The sequence below is a fragment of the Psychrobacillus sp. Z3-81 genome (genome assembly GCF_056620325.1).
Genome location: NZ_JBWQPU010000019.1, coordinates 24737 through 42937 on the forward strand (window position 1 = coordinate 24737; position 18201 = coordinate 42937).

Genomic DNA, 18201 nt, shown 5'->3' on the forward strand with positions numbered 1-18201 from the left:
AAAATGAGCTGAGATATTATTCTCCAAGCTCATTTTTAATTTGATTTCCTTTTTACTAAAGCACGCATTAGTTGAATAAGAAACGCCATCTCTTATTCACGTAATTTCTTTAAAGTTATCTATTGCTTATAGATATGTAAATTTTCATTATACCGATCTGACAATTGATAAGGAATGGTTAGATAAATTCCAAACACAAGAACTTGAATGGTAGGACTAATAGCCAAGGAATGTAATGAAAAATTAAAAAAACGTAATATGCCTTATAATAAAGATGAAATTGAATTATCAATAATGTTTATTAACCTTAAATTTAAGTAAATCAATAAACACTGTCACTTAAATTCCATCGATATTAAACAAGGAAAAGATACAAGTTCTTTTTTACAATTTTTTACTAGTATTCCTAGTAAGGGGTTTTGGTAGCATCTTATTAAACCAAACTGAATCATTTCTATTTAGCCATCTATAATCGGTTCTAGCCAACTTTTCTATTTGCTTTCTTGTAAAAGTAGGATTTTCATTAATGATATTTATGATATTTTGCCTTCTAAGCAATAATAATTTATGATTATAATCCGTAGCAGATACTTCACTCATACCCGCCTCTATTTCAAGGATTGCCTTTTCTAATACACCATTACTAGATCCTATCCTTAAATTCATACAATGTAAAATTCTACTAGTTTTAGGATTAAATCTTTTTTTATACTCTTCCTTCAACTTTTCTTTCAAAAATTTTGCAATTGATTCCTTAGTTGTGCCTGATTCGATTAAATTTGTTATTTCTTTTAAAGACAATCCTTGATAGTATAGCTTCGTAACTTCATCCTCTAATAGTCCTCCCCACTTTAATAGAAAAGGCTTTTTAATTTCTCCCCCTCTTTCACCCTTATTCCATATCCATTTCCGACCGTATGTATAATTACATTGTGGGCATGAGAATATCCCGCTAACATACATCGGATAATACTTTTTTTTGTATTTGCTTATTATTGGCCTATTATAATAATCACAAATTTTATTTAAGCAGGGCTGAGGGTTATTTTTAAAAGGTATGTCTACAGAATAGCCCTCAGAGATATTCAGAAAGGTTTCTACAGTATTTAAAGTAAATTGAGTTAACAGTAAATATGCAAATATATTCGGACGAACATTGCCTTTCTTACTTATTAGCAAGTAGAATATCCTACTCAAATTAAAATCCTGAATATTAAAAATCCTACTCTTACTTATTACAAAATCAGAAAAATCCTCCTTTAACTTTTTTAGTTGAATACATTCAGAATAAATTTCTCCATAGCCTTGTTTACCAAGTGCTGAATATAATATGTTAACCACCAAGTCTCTATCTATTTTCTCTGAGTACGAAATTAAGACCTTAATATCTTGTAACATCCTTTTTAGCGATTCGCTATCCTCAATATAATCTGCACTCATAGTTAAGCAATGTCCATTCTTACAAAATGGAATAGTTAGAAGTTCCTTGTTATTATGATTGGAAAGACTAACATGGCATTCTGGACATTTATCAATAAGTTTAGTATTATGCTTATCACAACAATTTAAAAAGTTAATTTGATGCAGCCTATGTGAGAATACTTCACCATAATTTTCATAGTCATCTTTCAAACATGTGGGACAGTATCTCGTTTCTTTTGATATATAGTCTAGAAAAATTTTCTTGTTTCTTAGAGAATCTTTTAGCCATAGACTTTGTATAATAAAGTGTTTTTTTTCAGTAGATATAAAAGGACTAATAAGAGGAAAAATTGTGTGATTATCCAAAAAATATAAGACCGTATAATCTTCACTCAATAAACTAACTAATTCAATAATATTATGATGGAAATAAATATTTCTTTTTGATTTTACATTAAATAATTGTTTATTTGTTTCTTCGAATGACATATTACCTGCTCGCACATGATATCTGTGTATGATACTTCTAAAATCCTCTTCCGGATATGGCTTTGGGAAAAAAGCAATCATCCTGCTTCACCTCTGTAGATTGATTTCATCTTTAATTGCCCTTTGAACGATTTCATTGGAAATTCCCTTAATACCAGCAATTCTAGCTAGACTAGAAATAGAGAAATTAATATTTTTTCTTCTAAGTTGCTCTCCAAAATACTTAATTTTACGCACATAATAGTCTTCGATGGTTTCAGTAACTTCCTCAAGAACGTTCTTACAACCAGGTAATTTATCTCCATTTTTTTCAAATCTGGAACGTAAATCTAATCTTTGATAAATAAGTGTTTTTGTAACGCGTACTAATGGGATCTCTAAATACAAGGCATTAGCTTCTATAGTTATAAGTTGCGAATATTCCTCATCCCTTTTCTCCCAATCAATTTTATTCTTTGTGCTTGACACTTTCCTTTTAACGGGTGGTAACTTATCAGTAAACCATTCAATATCATTTTTATATAACCATCCGTATAATTTTGGTGATACTTCCCTCAATTCCGTTCTACTATAATTAGGATATTTTCTTCTCAACTCCTCGAATATCTCTCTTTTTTCATTTATGACATTCAGTTCATTATTTGGAGAAGGATTCTTCTCCTCGTTTAAGAGAAATTTCTTTGTTGTTTTTGAATCCACTCCTAATAAAGATGAAATTTCTCGTATTGACAAAGTTTTATTCGCATACAATTCATTTAACCTACTCTGCCATACCGTACCAAATTTTTTTATTCTCCCAATTCTATATTTATCTTCTTCCGAGGTATCTGGCCCTGAACGAGAATAAGAAAATCCACATTCTTTACATGTGAAAGTACCAATTGGCTTTCCTCTTTTGTAGTCCATAGTTATAATGCAATCCGTTATAATAAACTCTCTGTAGTGTTTTGCAGCTTTATTTAGGCAAGGCCAAGATGGTAAACCAAAAAAATTAAGCTCTTTATGTTTTATTAATAATTGATCCTCAATTCTTTGGTCCAAAAATAACAGTAACAATATATGTCTCAACGGATGACAAGTTACCTTTGGCTTTCTTAGTACCTTATGTAACCATGTGTCTTCGTCATAATAATCGAATTCACTATTCAATAAATTCAAGAAATAACTAGGGAAAAAATCTAAAAAATCTCTAATTAGTTTTTGAATTCTAATATTTCCGGACGGGGTAAGATAATTTCTTTCACGTAGTTTTCTAAGATAGAATTTGTCGATATTCTCTACTCTCAAAAAAGACAAGTTACTATTTATTAACGCATAAGACTGTTTTGCTATGAACAATAAGTAGGGATAAAATTCTGTGGGAATATCACTCACTTTTTTCCCGTTATCTACACAACTTTGTACCAGTGGAAAAAATCTGTGCCTATTAATTTTATTGCGATAAGGTACATCTGATATCCATAAAGTGTCTTTATGGATAGGACATATATAGACACCAGGTAATTGATGAGTTCTATGCCAATAAGCTTCGCCATATAACTCCTTTTCAATTAAATAACAATGTAAGCAATATCTAAAGTAATCTGGTCCTTTTACTTTACTTGCTGCTAAACCTAGTGTTAGAAAGATTGATTCCGAGTTGCCAAAAGTCATTTGTTCAATAATTTTTTGAGCTACTTTTTTAGTTATATACGGATTGTAATACGGAAATAGTGTATGTTGATGAATGAGCAACTTTGGTTCTTGATTTACCTTTCTGGCTAAATTATCAAGATTACTAGGAAAATCTATCACAGCGCTTGTTGTTCTATTATCAAACAAATTCATTAACGTATCTTTATCATTATTATTTCCACTCCTTAAGTGGAAGCGTGCTAAAGTGCTATACAATAATTCGTCTTCATACATATAAGGGAAAAACCCTAACAAATCTATCACCTATTTCAAAAATTCATTAAACGGCTTAATAATATCCAAATTTCTTAACTCTTCTTCTAAGATTCTCTTCTCTTTTTTTGCTTTTAAGCCAATTACCTGAAGAGCTAAAGGGGTATTAGCTTTAACATTTTTTATTTTATCTTCTCTAGGTTTGGCAACCAAACTATTATTAAATAGAATTTTTTCAGCTATTAATTTGTTTATACTTGCACTATTATTATCTACATTTTCTAGAACCTCAGATACAAGGTCTACCGACTCTTTTTTTGACAACCCTAGACTTTGCGCGAAATTAGTATAATGTATAAATTCTTTGATGGAAGATAAAGCATTTTCATGTTCTTTTTTTAATTTCCCTTCAATCATTACACTTTCTGGTATTTCTCTTAAGTAATTATTAATATCTACCCATTCAGGTTTTAAATCTTCGATTTTTTTTAGTTTTTCTATATCTCCAGTTCTAAGAGCAGTTAGTGTAGGCTTAAGGATTTTTAAATTGGTTTCTGCAGCTTGTTTGATAAGATTTAAACTAATTTTCTCTTTTCCTGTTGAAAGCGCTAACAATTGTACTTGAATAAATAAGTTAACAACTAAATCCGTGATACCCTGTGTCTCTTGATAAAACAATTCATTCATTTCATCAGACAAGACCGTGAATTCTTTAAGCCATTGATATTTCCATAACCTCTCTATAAGTAATTTCCATTTTTTATCTTTTTCCATCCTGTCAAAGAGCAAAATTCCCATTCCACTAGCCCTTCGCGCTGTCGCTAACAAGGGGGTAAAGAGATCTAGAGACGAGTACGTCCCAATAAAAATCATGGGCACACCTAGCTTGTTGTGCAGTTCCACAAAAAAATTCATCGTCGGTATACCTTCGTTACCTTTTTTCATTCGCTGAATTTCATCAAACACCAGCACTCCTATACAGTGTAGAGCTGCAACGTGTGCCATCTTATCAATTAAGTCAGATTCATTGGTTCTAGATTTAACAAATTGCTTGTAATAGCTTGTACCTAAAATATTATCTACGGCCATAAAAAAATTTTTACATAAAGAACCTCTAGATGCGTTAAAAGGGCATTCAATTACTAACCAGACGATTTGCTTTAAATAACCTATTGAAATTCCTTTATGTTCATAATCATCATGAATTATTACTTGCGGATATAATAAAAGGATTTTCTCGATAGCTGTAGACTTCCCAATACCACTTATTCCTATAATCGAAAAATTTGTTGCTGTGGAACGGTTTCCTAATATATTTCCCTTATCAAAATCATAGTTACCTTTTAAAATTTCAGAAACACCAACCGCAAACTGTTTTGTGTATAAGGGACTAACAGGGTTTCTCCCGACATATCCAGTCCTAAGCATTGAAGAAACTTTCATTTCTAGCTCTAAATGAATTGGCATCACTTGTATAAATTCATGTTTTATTTGCTGAATAAGGTGCATTCTGATTTCAGGACTTTCATCGATTTCCTCCTTATTAAAATTTGGTGTTTCTATTAGAAGTTCAATTACCTTCTGTCGAGACAATATACCTGGCAAGGCCTCGATCAGAGGATTATGTTTATAGGCCTGGACTTGTTGCTCCCGATAAACCGCTCTAGATTGTCTGCCCATAAGGACATTAGTTGGTTCCCTTTTGGACTCTTCGCCACTTACCCGCACTTATTTTCCCTCCTTAGTGTCGTGTTCAATAATTAGACTTAATAGATAATCATCTTCTTTGTTAATATCTTTAAATTTCTCTAATTCCAATACATCCGTTGTAGAAATATCCTTCTCTTTCTCAAAGGTACTTCCCCAATGTTCTAAATCTCTTATTAATTCCTTTTCATTTTTTCTATTTTCTCGTATATTCTTTACCTTCGCCGCATTACTTTCACCTTGATTGCTCATTTTGTTAGTATTCCTTTTCTCTTGTTCTATAATCTCTCTAATTTGAGCTTGAGTATCGATACTTAGTTGCCTTTGGGTTGTTACATATAATCCTTTATTTACATCTACAACAAACTGCTGCTCTTGTATTTCCTCTAACCTGTAGTCAGAATATCTTTTGTCACTCTCTACCAGATAACATTTGATAAAATTTTTGTCTTCCTTCTTTAAATAAATATGTTGAATATCTCTTGGATCATAGAAAACAACTATTTTCCACCTTTTTTTTCTCGCCTGTTCGAACCATCCATTTCGTAAACAAAATTCACTTGAATATCTCATTTTATTAAATAAGATACCTTCGGCCGTTACACTAACTTCTTTTGAGGGGAGTAAATTTAATCTTATTAAGTCTCGGTCAACAGTTTTTAGTAATCCGGATCTATGTTGCAACCCCCAATTCCATAAATTTAAAGGTGTTGGTAGCAAGTTAACTTCTAGCATTTCTTTCTGTAATCTGTATCCATTTATAACGCTATTATTATGCTCTAGTATTGTTAGTACAATTACACGTTCGAACGCTTTAATAGTTAGCTTAGCATCAAGCCTGTAGTCCCTTTCACCTCTCTCTTTAAATTCTTTATGAACTATTCCAGGCATCCAACGTTGCTTAATTTGGTCGTTGAGAATTCTAAAGTGACGTTCGACAATTCCTTTTAAATCTGCTCTATAGGGTGGAGTATTAATAATTTGTATACCAAGTGACTCTACGAGATTATCCGCATTCTTACTCTCCATTTCCCCTCTATCAGCCTTAATTCTCTTCGGCAATTGTTTACAAGGCCAATCCTCCTCTTCAATATTAATACCAAGCTTTTTACAATATTCTTTTTTATCAGTCGATGTGTTTTCCAATGCCATCATGGCTGCTATCCATGATGGGCCCTCTAATCCAACGTAAACACCAACTACCATTCTTGAATACACATCTTTTACAATATAAATAACAGGTCTTCCTATAATTCGTGATCGATCTAATTCACTTACCAAGTAGATATCGCCAATCGTAGCATCAATTTCGAAAATATCTCCGGGTCCTGAAGCTTTATTAGTAGCATCTCCTAGTAGTGATCGATGATTTAGATTAAATTTTCTTTGACCATACTTGTTTATAAGCTTTTCTTTGGCATTATAGGTTGAGTTATACCAATTCAGAAATTGTCGATAATTCGGCACTTTATCTGCCTGCTTTGTTATAGGAACTAAAGCTCCGTTTACATTTTTGTATCCATCAATATAATATTTTGACAAAATTTCTTGATATACTTGCTTTAATTTTGTCCCTTTTTCTTGATAGAAATTTTTAATTCCAATTTGAAATATCTCTTTATCTTCCTGTGTAATATTAACCCCTTGAATCCCTTCTGCAATAAATAGCTTTGAAGGTCTTCCTATCTTTTTATCCTTCAAGTTTTTTGGTTTTCCACGTCCACCACTACTAATATAATTTGGTAGTAATGCGTTAATTGTTTTCCCTCCCCTCCAATACTCTCTTAATATAGAGTATATTCTCTTGCTTTTTTTACCAGATTTACTTTTCATTTCACTTACCATTTCTTTTAAAAATTCTATATCGTAAATAGATGGCTCGTTCTCAATAAAATCTTTTATTATTTCCCATTTTTCATCTCTAATCTTCTTATGCTTTTCTAAATATTGTTTTTCAGGAGCATTTAACGTTTTAAAAGGATCAGCTTCAAGGAGTACCAAGTAAGGAGTGGATAGCTCTTTCTCCAGTTCATACATAGATTTAAATTTAGGTAAATGCGGAAAATTCTTATCAATATTAAAGAGAACAACTTCTTCTAAGTTAGGTGATATCCATAGAACTCTTTCAATAGCAGTCAATTCTAATTCATTATTTCTAGAACCAATAAGCGCATTAGGATAGATTTTCATAAAATACCTCCAAGTCTTTCTTTTTTTTTATGGTTTTTCTATTAATTATCTCTATTCTTTCTGATGGATTTATTAGTTTTTCCACTAGGTCAACTTCCCACCATTTATTTACTATTAAAAACTTGATAATAAATAAACATGAACCATATTCCAATCCCATAATTTCATCGTATTTTAAAGCAAAATTAGAGAGCCCCAGTTGTTCGTTCCTTATTGCTTTATATAATTCTGGTTCCAACCTTTTTATTAGTGCAAAATTAATATTGGCTCTATTCTCTAAATTTTTAGCGTCGTATAGCCAGCTAATATTTCTAATAAAGGTTTTTGGTACGTCTGTATCAGTAACAATTCCCCAATCCGTAATCCCTAACTCTTCAAAAAAGGTTCTCTCTATTTCAAATTTTTCAAGCTCTCTTATGGTAAGCTTTTCGATTGGCTTTACACTCCTAACAACCGTCTTTAGTTCACTTTCGGTTTTTACTATTAGGTAAAAATCAGTGGTAATTACTTTTAAATCCCCTTTACTTCCATTTTCTCTAGGATGTTCAACGTTAATCCTATTTGCAATTTCTATAGTTCTCTCAATAGGGAGTAATGGATATTGTTCTCTTATATCTAAAACATATGGAGACCATTCTAGTGTATAAAAATAGTGAAGCTCTAAATCCGACAGAAAGTGATGTTTACGTCGTGTCTTCCAACCTAAATTTCTTGTTGAATAACCGTTTGATGCAACATCTTGAATTTCTAACCATGGTCTATAGTTATAACCTTCGCCCTGCCCTCTTCCTTCTTTTATCCATTTTTCAATTTTCTTTTCTGATGAATTGTCCCTTTTTCTCTTTACCATTCTTTAACTTCACCTCAGAATAAGATTGCTATCTTATTATTTATTTGTTTTTTTATATTTTTTGAAACGGAACTGATATTAGTTCCTATATATAGGAACTATATAAAACAAAAAAACTCCACCCTTTAAAAAGGGTGGAGTTTTTTTAATGTTTGATTATTAAGCTTCATTTGTGTTTTCAAGAGAAAAACCTCCGTTTGAAGACTTTCTATCTCACACTTATCCACTATTTCCAACTTTATTTGTTCTTTTCTATCTTTTTTTGTTTATTTCCAACTAAATTTGACTTATACAATTATACTTGCTCGAACTATTCTACTACTCTACCGTAACAGATTTCGCTAAGTTTCTCGGTTTATCTACGTCACAGTCTCTGTGAAGAGCTGCATAGTAGCTGATTAGCTGTAATGGAATTACGGCTACTAGTGGAGCGAAGAATTCATGTACTTTTGGTAGGATGAAACGGTCTCCTTCTTCTTGGAAGCCTTCCATCGAGATAATGCATGGATTTGCGCCACGTGCTACTACCTCTTTTACGTTACCGCGGATATTCAGGCTTACTGCTTGCTGTGTTGCTAGTGCAATTACAGGAGTGCCATCTTCGATCAACGCGATAGTACCGTGTTTTAATTCTCCTCCAGCAAATCCTTCTGCTTGGATGTAAGAGATCTCTTTTAACTTAAGAGCACCCTCTAAGCTTACATAGAAGTCTACATTTCTTCCGATGAAGAATGCGTTTCTAGTTATAGAAAGGTATTCTGTCGCAATTTCTTCTAGCTCTTCTTTCGTATCCACAATTGTTTGCACAGCGTTAGCTACAATTCCTAGCTCTTGAACTACATCGAAGTCTAGCTCTTTTCCTTGCGCTTTTGCAAATACAGAAGCTGTTACCATCAATACCGCTACCTGTGCAACATAAGCCTTTGTAGAAGCTACTGCGATTTCAGGGCCTGCATGTAATAATAACGTATGGTCTGCTTCACGAGAAAGCGTAGAACCAGGAACGTTTGTAATAGTTAAAGTTGGATATCCTTTTTCTTTAATCTTTACTAACACCTGGCGGCTATCAGCTGTTTCTCCAGATTGTGTAATAAAGATGAATAAAGGCTTTTTCGATAGAAGTGGCATATTGTATCCAAATTCACTAGAGATGTGTACCTCTACTGGAACACCTGCAATCTTCTCGAAATATTCTTTTCCGATTAAACCAGCATGGTAGCTAGTACCTGCTGCGATAATATATAGACGGTCTGCTTCCTTCAATGCTTCTAAGATAGACGCATCAATTGTAAGCTCGCCTTGTTCGTTTTGATAAGCTTGAATAATTTTGCGAAGAACAGCTGGCTGCTCGTCGATTTCTTTTAGCATATAGTGAGGGTATGTTCCCTTTTCGATATCGCTCATGTCTAGCTCTGCTTTGTAAGGAGCGCGCTCAACGATAGCACCATCTAATGTTTGGATTTCTACAGCATCCTTACGTACAATAACGATTTCTTGATCATGAAGCTCTACATATTGCTCTGTTACTTGTAGCATTGCCATTGCATCAGAAGCAACAACGTTAAAGCCTTCTCCGATACCAACTAATAAAGGAGATTTGTTTTTTGCTACATAAATCGTGTTCTCATCCTCGTTATCAATCAATGCAAGCGCATATGATCCATGGATAAGGTTTAGTGTTTTACGAAGCGCATCGATTGTAGACAAGCCTTCCTGAGAGAAACGCTCGATCAATTGTACAATTACCTCTGTATCTGTTTCAGAAGCCATTTGAACATCTGCCAAATAAGCTTTTTTCATTAAATGATAGTTTTCGATTACCCCATTGTGTACAAGCGTAAAACGCTTAGATGTACTTTGATGTGGGTGAGCATTTTCTTGGTTAGGAATACCGTGAGTTGCCCAGCGAGTATGACCAATACCAATATTAGCTTGTACTTGCACATCAACGATTTCACGTAAATCCGCAATACGACCTTTTTCTTTGAAAACCATTACGCCTTCCTCATTTAAAACTGCGATTCCAGCAGAGTCATATCCACGGTACTCTAATTTCTCTAAACCTTTTAATAGAATTTCTTTTGCATCATTTTCACCAATATATCCAACGATTCCACACATAATTTAAATTCCTCCATCTACATTCATGTCAAAATAAGCATGCTGGAAGCTGTCGAAAGCATACTTCTCCTGTAAAAACATGCATAACCTATGCAATACCACGAGAATTCTGGTTTCAAACATATTCTTCCTAAGCACATGCTTCATCTGCTAAAGAATGCCTTCTCTTCTGGTTGTTCACTCGATCACTCGAATGGTTTAAGAAGAGAATTACAACCGGGCATTGACGGTCGGGAGGCACCCGCCGAAATTTCGATAACCTCCACCTCGTCTGCTGAAGATTCATTCCGTCCAATTTCTTCAGCTCAGGCGCTATAATTGTTTTCCGTTTTTAACGCGTTTTCGTTCCTCCTTCTACGCGGCTACTTACTAATATTGCAATATAAGTAACTTTTTCATTATATCTTTTCACTATATGCAAGTCAATTTAATCAAGTATACTCTTTTAGACTATATCCCTGTAAACCGCATAGGGACGAGCTTTCAAGAATCATTCCAATTAATTGAATAAGTAGCTTTCACATCCTTTTCTTCTTTCTATATAATGATAGAAGAAAGCGTATGCGTTAGGAGCAGTGAACAAATGGACCAATCAATTAACCACATTCAGCAAGCTTTACTTTCTTCTTGGTCTTTACAATCCAGTTCAAAGTGGAAAGAGGAAAACCCTGCAAAGGGGCAGTGAAGTAACCTATAAACGATACACAGCTGATGCAGGCAAAACTGCTATGGACGAAGTGTTAAATGAGAATAGCATGGAGATAGGTGTTCTTGCAAAATACCTGGTTGCTCACTCTCTAGTAGAGCAACTCTTTAATAGTCACCCCTCAACAAACTAAGAGGAGATACTTGTCTTAATCTCCCTATACATACTAGACCCTGTTGATGAGAGCGCCAAGCGACGACTCCGGTGGGATGAGTGAGACAGGTGAGACATCGCAACGGCACGCTTTAGCGTTCGGCGATGGCTCACCGCTCACCCCACGGAAAGCGTTCGCCTAAAGCGAACATCAACTTTTAGCATTCACTTTTTCATAAGCATAAGACGCTTGCATAGACCTTATTATAAAAATCATTCTCGTTGATGTTATCGACAGACGATGGCTCATTTTAGGGAGGGAAAACTAAGAACGTCACATCGTGTGACAACGTTTTCCTGACCAACATCCTGTTGGCCTCCGGAAAGCGTTCGCCTAAAGCGAACATCATAACCTTATGCTGAATAAAAAAGAGACCCTTAAAAGGATCTCTTTTACACAATTACCGCCCCATAGACAAGCGCTAGCACAATGACAAACGCTGGATTCAGCTTCACCTTTTCTAAAAGCAAATAACTTCCTACCATTAAAATAAGCGTAGAAACGACTCCGAGACCACCTACTGACTCCTGTAAGAACTGAAGCGTCATCGCTCCAAGCAGTACTGCTATCACTGGACGTATAAGCTTCGTTAAATTCTTGACCTCTGGCGCATCCTTATATCTCAGCAAAATCGCCATCATACTAACCATTAAAATTAAAGAAGGAGCAACGGTAGCAAATAAAGCAATTACCGCTCCTAAAATCCCACCCTCTTCATAGCCAATATAACCGGCCATCTTCGTAGCGATAGGACCTGGCAGTGAATTTCCAAGTGCTACAACCTCACTAAATTCTTGTGTAGTCATCCACTCATAATTATCCACTACCTCATGCTCCACTAACGGAATCGACGCAGGACCTCCGCCATATCCTAAAATACCTGGAATGAAAAACGCTAAAAACAACTGCCAATAAATCATTTCGTGATCCTCCTCTTAACAGCTGGAAGAAACACAATAAACATACAAGCGAGAATAATAATGGCTGGATGGATATGAAGTAGTTCCATCAATATAACTGCCACTAAAATCACCAAGAGTCCCTTCCACCAGCCGAAAGATTCGCCAGACTTTTTCACAAAATCCCACGTCATTACTCCGAGCATCACTGCAACTACTGGTATGACCGCAGCAGTCATAGATTGAACTCTAGGAGAATCCTTGAAGTTTTGCAGAAAACCCAGTAAGGCAATCATCATGATTACCGTTGGGACAACGGATGCCATAATAGCATTGACACAACCCCAGATACCTGCAATACGATAACCAATATAACCTGCCATCTTGGTGGCAATTGGTCCTGGCATCGTATTTGCTAAGGCTAACGTATCACTAAATTCATCCTCATCCATCCAACCATACTTTTTTACCACCTCTTGATGAAAAAGAGGAATAGAGGAGGGCCCACCTCCGAATCCAAGCATGCCAACACGAAAGAAGGCCATTGTAATATCTTTTTGAAGAACTGGCTTTGGACGTACAACACCATCCTTCAAAGGCAGGTGTTCTACCACGCTGCAATCGCTCCGTCGGTTCGAGATTCCGTTCCTCCTTGAAGTACTCCTGTCACTGGATTACGCCAAATAATCTGTCCACGTCCAAAGCTGCCCCCATCCGTTGTCACTTGAATATCATGCCCTTTTCTCACCAAGCTTTGGACAAGATAATTAGGGAATTCCGGTTCCACATGTACCGTTTTTCCCTTGATCCACTGCCAGCGAGGCATATCAAGAGTGGCCTGAGGGTTTAACAAGTAATCTACTGTATTGGTCACTACTTGGAAATGACCTTGCGGTTGCATATAACCACCCATGACGCCAAAAGGCCCAACAGCCTCTCCATCCTTTGTAAGGAAGCCCGGGATAATGGTGTGATAAGTTCTTTTCCCTGGTTTTAAGACATTTGGATGCGCTTCATCTAATGAGAAGTCATGTCCTCTGTTCTGCAAGGAAATACCAGTGTCAGGAATCACAATTCCCGAACCAAAGCCCATATAATTGCTTTGAATGTAGGAAATCATATTCCCTTCTTCATCAGCAGCTGCTAGGTATACTGTTCCACCCTTTGGCAATTCATATGGCGAAGGATCGGATGCCCGCTCTCCAATGACAGCACTTCTTTTCTCTGCATATTCTTCTGATAATAAATGCTCTACACTTACCGGCATTTCTTCCGGCTCCGTGATAAAAGCCTGACCATCTGTAAATGCAAGCTTCATGGATTCTATTTGCTGGTGAATGGTAGCAGCACTCTGCCACTCTGGCTTATCAAGCTTTTTAAACACATTAAGCGCCATTAATGCGACCATTCCTTGACCATTCGGTGGAATTTCCCATGCATCATAGCCTCGATAATTCACGGAGATCGGCTCTACCCATTGTGGCTCATAAGCCTCTAAATCACTCTTTGATAGATAGCCGTCATGCTCCTGCATAAATGCTTCTATCTTATCCGCAAGCTCTCCCTTGTAAAATGCTTCCGCATTTGTTTCTCCGATTGCGCGAAGCGTGCTTGCATGACCAGGTGACTTCCATACCTCTCCTATTTCTGGTGATCGACCGTCCGGAGCAAAGGTTTCAAACCATGATTTAAATTCATCAGCAGTGAAGGTAGCTTTGAATTTATCATAAGCGAGTTTCCAGTACTTTCCGAGAATCGGAGTCAGTGGATATCCTTCCTCGGCATAAGCAATAGCGGGCTCCAGGACTTCCTTTAAAGGAAGCTTACCAAACTTTTCGGATAAAGCCGCCCACGCAGCCGGCACTCCAGGGACAGTGACAGGAACTACTCCATGCACAGGCATTTTCTCATGTCCCTTTTCTTTTAGCTTTTCTGCAGAAATGGATTGCGGTGCAGGACCAGAAGCATTTAAACCATGTAGCTTCCCCTTCGTCCAAACTAAGGCAAATGCATCTCCGCCTATTCCATTGGAGGTAGGCTCGACAACCGTAAGGGCTGCAGCAGTTGCAATTGCTGCATCAATCGCATTTCCTCCCTTTTTTAGAATTTCCAAGCCCGCTTGTGCTGCTAAGGGCTGAGAGGTGGCAACCATCCCCTTTTTTGCGAAAACTGTATGTCTTTTAGCTGGAAACGGGTGATATAAGTAATCCATGATGTCATTCCCCTTTTTAAATTTTTGTCCCTGCAAAATGGCAGGCTGCGAAATGCCCCTCCTCTATTTCCTCCCATGCAGGCTTCTCTGTTCGGCAAACATCCTGAGCAATCGGACAGCGAGTATGGAAAGGACATCCAGATGGAGGATCTGCTGGGTTCGGAAGATCTCCCTGTAACCTTATACGCTTCACGTTTTTATTGATAGAAGGTCGTGGAATTGCAGACAAAAGAGCCTGTGTATATGGGTGCAGTGGATTGGTGAATAAATCCTCCACCGTACCAAGCTCCACTGTGTTTCCTAAATACATGACAAGAACACGGTCGCAGAAATAGCGTACTACCCCTAAATCATGCGAAATAAAAAGATAAGAAAGCTGGTATTTTTCTTGTAGTGTTTTTAAGAGCTTCAGAACCTGTGCTTGGACTGATACGTCAAGAGCAGAGACAGCCTCATCACAGATTATAAAAGATGGGTTTAAGGCAATAGCACGAGCTATCCCAATCCTTTGTCTTTGACCACCACTGAATTCATGAGGATAACGGTCATAATGCTCTTCTCTTAGTCCTACTTCTTGTAAGAGATTAAAAACAGCTGTTCGTCTTTCCTGCTTTGTCATATTCGTATGCATGACGAATACTTCTTCTAATGCATGCCCAATACGCTGACGTGGATTTAAGGAGGCATATGGATCTTGGAAAATCATTTGCATTTCTTTTACGAACTTTAATTTCTCTTTTCGCTTTAAGTTTTGGATTTCCTGCTCCTGGAAGATTATTTTTCCTTCTGTTAACTCTTCTAATCCTAAAATCGCTCTTCCTAAAGTCGACTTTCCACAGCCAGACTCTCCCACCACTCCCAGACTCTCTCCCTCGTAAAGCTTGAGGTTTACTTCCTGTACAGCCTGCACATGTCCTTGGACTCTTTTCAATATTCCACCTTTAATAGGGAAATATTTTTTAACTCCATTTAGTTCAAGGAGGACTTTTTTCTGATCATTTTTGGGCGACAAGGTGACCATTTTTCATCTCCTCCTCTTCGTATAGCCAGCAGCTCACCATATGCCCTTCATTAGTAACTAATTCCGGTGGGGCAATTTCACTGCACTTCGCAGTTGCAAATTTACAGCGTGGGTGAAACCTACAGCCTTGAATGTTCTCATGTAAGCTCGGTAAAGATCCAGGAATGGGCTCTAGCTCAAAATCTGGGTCGTCTACATTAGGAACAGAGTTTAGAAGTCCCTTTGTATAGGGATGCTTAGGATTATTAAAAATATCCTCGACTTTCCCTTCCTCCACCTTTTTCCCTGCATACATCACCATCACCTTATCAGCAACTTCTGCAACGACTCCCATGTCATGGGTGATAAGCATGACTCCCATGTTTAATATCTCTTTTAACTCATTAATCAAGTCTAAAATTTGCGCTTGAATTGTTACGTCCAGTGCTGTGGTTGGTTCATCTGCAATTAAAAGCCCAGGATGACAAGCAAGCGCTATTGCAATCATTACCCGTTGACGCATTCCGCCACTTAACTCATGTGGATATTGGTTTATTCGTTTTTCAGGATAAGGAATCCCCACTTGCTTCAACAGCTCAATCCCTTGCTTCGTAGCCTCCGCCTTGGATAAGCTATGATGAAGCATTAATGGCTCTCTTAACTGATAGCCCACGGTTAACACCGGGTTCAAAGCAGTCATAGGCTCTTGGAATATCATAGAGATTTTATTACCACGCATTTTTCTTAATTCTTCATAAGGAAGGCTTTGAATTTCCTTCCCCTCGTATTTGACCTGACCCGATGCTATTTTCCCGTTGCTCGGCAATAAGCCAATCACAGAAAGGGATGTAATGCTTTTTCCACATCCCGATTCACCTACGATACATAGAGTCTCTCCTTTTGATATCGAAAAGGAGACATCTCGCACAGCTTGGACTGTACCGTCTGCTGTGCGAAATTCAGTTACTAAGTTATTCACCTCTAATAATGTCTCCTTCATTCTGAAAACCTACTTTCCTGTAACATGTTTTAATGCCCATTTACCATTAGGATCTAGCTCTAGACCAGTGTAAGCATTGTTCATAGCAGAGGTAACCACGCCATGGTACATAACTACCGCTACGTTTTCTTCTAGCATAAGCTTATTTGCTTGATCTAATAGTTGCGCGCGTTCTTCTTGATCCACAGTAGTACGAGATTTCATAACTACCTCATCAAATTCTGGGTTGCTATATTGTGCTCTGTTTGAGTTTCCTACATTGTCACTGTGGAAGTTTGGATAGAATAGCTCCGAGCCATCTCCTGTTACGTTTGACCAGCTCAAGAAAGTTAAATCGTATTCTCCAGCACGAGCCGTATCAAGGAATGTTGCCCATTCCATAGATTCAATTTCCACTTTAAAACCTGCTTCTGTTAACTGCGCTTGCACGATTTCAGCCATTAAAGTAGTGTTAGCACGGTTTGCTGTTAAAAGTTTGATTGGCTTGTCACCATATCCATTCTTCTCCACTAGTTCTTTTGCCTTTTCTACATCAAAAGGAGTTCCTGCATTGTCTGCTGTCTCGTTGTAGCCAAATACCTTTGGTCCGATAACACTATCACTTCTTACTCCTAGGCCATTTAACTTAGAAACAAAAGCATCACGATCAATTGCTGAAGCTACTGCTTCACGGAATTCTGGGTCTTGGTTCATTTCTCTTTGGTGATTGAACGTTAAATAGTAAACTGGTGAACCTTCGATTTTTTCTATCTCAATATCCTTCATCGATTCTAAACGACCAATTTGCTCTGTTGGCAGGTTATCAATTAGTTGAACCTCTCCAGTTTGTAGCATGGAGATTGCCGTAGACACTTCTGGTACTACTTTGAAGACTACTTTCTTTAAATCAGGAGCTCCATCCCAATATTCTTCATTCGCCTCTAGCTCTAATTGGTCTCCAGGAGTCCAGCTCACAAATTTGAATGGTCCTGTTCCAACAGGCTCCTTCATTAAGTCTTGTTTCTGATCAGCGGTGGGACTAACAATTGCTGCATTTGAATGTGTTAATCCAGCTAAGAAAGTTCCGTACGGATATTTCGTTGTAATTTTCAGTGTGTATTCGTCTTCTACAATAATTTCTTCTACTGGTTCAAATAGAGATGCACGAGGTGCAGCTGTTTCTGGGTCGCGCATTTTTTCAAAAGTGTATTTTACTGCCTCTGCATTAAATGGAGTACCATCGTGGAATGTTATTCCCTCTCTTAATTTAAATACCCATGTATTTTCATCGGGGTTTTCATAAGAAACTGCTAATTTCGGTTCAATTTCCATTGTTTCTACGTTTCGTGCAAAAAGTGTTTCATATACTTGCTCAGTTACATTCGCTGAAGCTGAGTCATTTGTTAGAATTGGCGAAAGTCCAACTGCATCTGTTGTAGAGGCATATGTGAATGTTTTTCCACTTATATCTGATCCCGAGCCGCTTTCTTTCTCGCTTGAATCACCACCTGAACACGCTGCTAAGATAACTGATACGACAAATAGTAGTACGACTAACCATTTTTTCTTCATTTTTTATTCCCCC

Annotated in this window: 13 protein-coding genes; 1 reads left to right on the forward strand and 12 read right to left on the reverse strand. The window is 36.9% G+C overall.

The features are described from left to right. Nucleotides 1-384: 384 nt before the first annotated feature. The 6 genes from AC1ECF_RS16005 to glmS all read right to left on the reverse strand — a co-directional run bounded on the left by AC1ECF_RS16005 (nt 385) and on the right by glmS (nt 10666). Nucleotides 385-1992, reverse strand: a complete 1608-nt coding sequence (locus tag AC1ECF_RS16005) for a TnsD family Tn7-like transposition protein (RefSeq protein ID WP_480390435.1) — start codon at nt 1990-1992, stop codon at nt 385-387. Between the two features lie 6 nt (nt 1993-1998). Next, nucleotides 1999-3819 (reverse strand): TnsD family transposase, encoded by a 1821-nt coding sequence (locus AC1ECF_RS16010; RefSeq protein WP_480390436.1) that lies wholly within the window; start codon nt 3817-3819, stop codon nt 1999-2001. A 30-nt stretch (nt 3820-3849) separates the two neighbouring features. Next, a complete protein-coding gene (locus AC1ECF_RS16015; protein ID WP_480390437.1) occupies nt 3850-5526 on the reverse strand; it encodes an ATP-binding protein in 1677 nt (558 codons plus the stop codon). Then, nucleotides 5527-7695 (reverse strand): Mu transposase C-terminal domain-containing protein, encoded by a 2169-nt coding sequence (locus AC1ECF_RS16020; protein ID WP_480390438.1) that lies wholly within the window; start codon nt 7693-7695, stop codon nt 5527-5529. Then, the gene (locus tag AC1ECF_RS16025) at nt 7679-8545 is read right to left on the reverse strand and encodes a TnsA endonuclease N-terminal domain-containing protein (RefSeq protein WP_480390439.1); all 867 of its coding nucleotides are present in this window, start codon (nt 8543-8545) and stop codon (nt 7679-7681) included. Before AC1ECF_RS16025 ends, AC1ECF_RS16020 begins: the two co-directional genes overlap by 17 nt. A 318-nt stretch (nt 8546-8863) precedes the next feature. Next, on the reverse strand, nt 8864-10666 hold the full coding sequence (gene glmS / locus AC1ECF_RS16030; protein ID WP_480390440.1) for a glutamine--fructose-6-phosphate transaminase (isomerizing): 1803 nt from the start codon (nt 10664-10666) through the stop codon (nt 8864-8866). 575 nt (nt 10667-11241) lie between these two features. On the opposite strand from glmS, the gene AC1ECF_RS16035 reads away from it, so the two are divergent. Next, nucleotides 11242-11505 (forward strand): hypothetical protein, encoded by a 264-nt coding sequence (locus AC1ECF_RS16035; RefSeq protein ID WP_480390441.1) that lies wholly within the window; start codon nt 11242-11244, stop codon nt 11503-11505. A gap of 413 nt (nt 11506-11918) precedes the next feature. Here the strand turns inward: AC1ECF_RS16035 and AC1ECF_RS16040 are convergent, their stop codons facing one another. Genes AC1ECF_RS16040 through AC1ECF_RS16065 form a run of 6 tightly spaced genes read right to left on the reverse strand, consistent with a single transcriptional unit; the run spans nt 11919 to nt 18188 of the window. Next, nucleotides 11919-12446: a chromate transporter gene (locus tag AC1ECF_RS16040; RefSeq protein WP_480390442.1), complete on the reverse strand. Its 528-nt coding sequence runs from the start codon at nt 12444-12446 to the stop codon at nt 11919-11921. Next, nucleotides 12443-13039, reverse strand: a complete 597-nt coding sequence (locus AC1ECF_RS16045; RefSeq protein WP_480390443.1) for a chromate transporter — start codon at nt 13037-13039, stop codon at nt 12443-12445. Before AC1ECF_RS16045 ends, AC1ECF_RS16040 begins: the two co-directional genes overlap by 4 nt. After that, nucleotides 13033-14637 (reverse strand): gamma-glutamyltransferase family protein, encoded by a 1605-nt coding sequence (locus AC1ECF_RS16050; protein ID WP_480390444.1) that lies wholly within the window; start codon nt 14635-14637, stop codon nt 13033-13035. Before AC1ECF_RS16050 ends, AC1ECF_RS16045 begins: the two co-directional genes overlap by 7 nt. 16 nt (nt 14638-14653) lie before the next feature. Beyond that, nucleotides 14654-15658: an ABC transporter ATP-binding protein gene (locus tag AC1ECF_RS16055; protein WP_480390445.1), complete on the reverse strand. Its 1005-nt coding sequence runs from the start codon at nt 15656-15658 to the stop codon at nt 14654-14656. After that, on the reverse strand, nt 15633-16637 hold the full coding sequence (locus AC1ECF_RS16060) for an ABC transporter ATP-binding protein (RefSeq protein WP_480390446.1): 1005 nt from the start codon (nt 16635-16637) through the stop codon (nt 15633-15635). The genes AC1ECF_RS16055 and AC1ECF_RS16060 overlap by 26 nt, the downstream gene beginning before the upstream one ends. A 9-nt stretch (nt 16638-16646) precedes the next feature. Continuing rightward, the gene (locus AC1ECF_RS16065; RefSeq protein ID WP_480390447.1) at nt 16647-18188 is read right to left on the reverse strand and encodes a glutathione ABC transporter substrate-binding protein; all 1542 of its coding nucleotides are present in this window, start codon (nt 18186-18188) and stop codon (nt 16647-16649) included. Between the last annotated feature and the right edge of the window lie 13 nt (nt 18189-18201).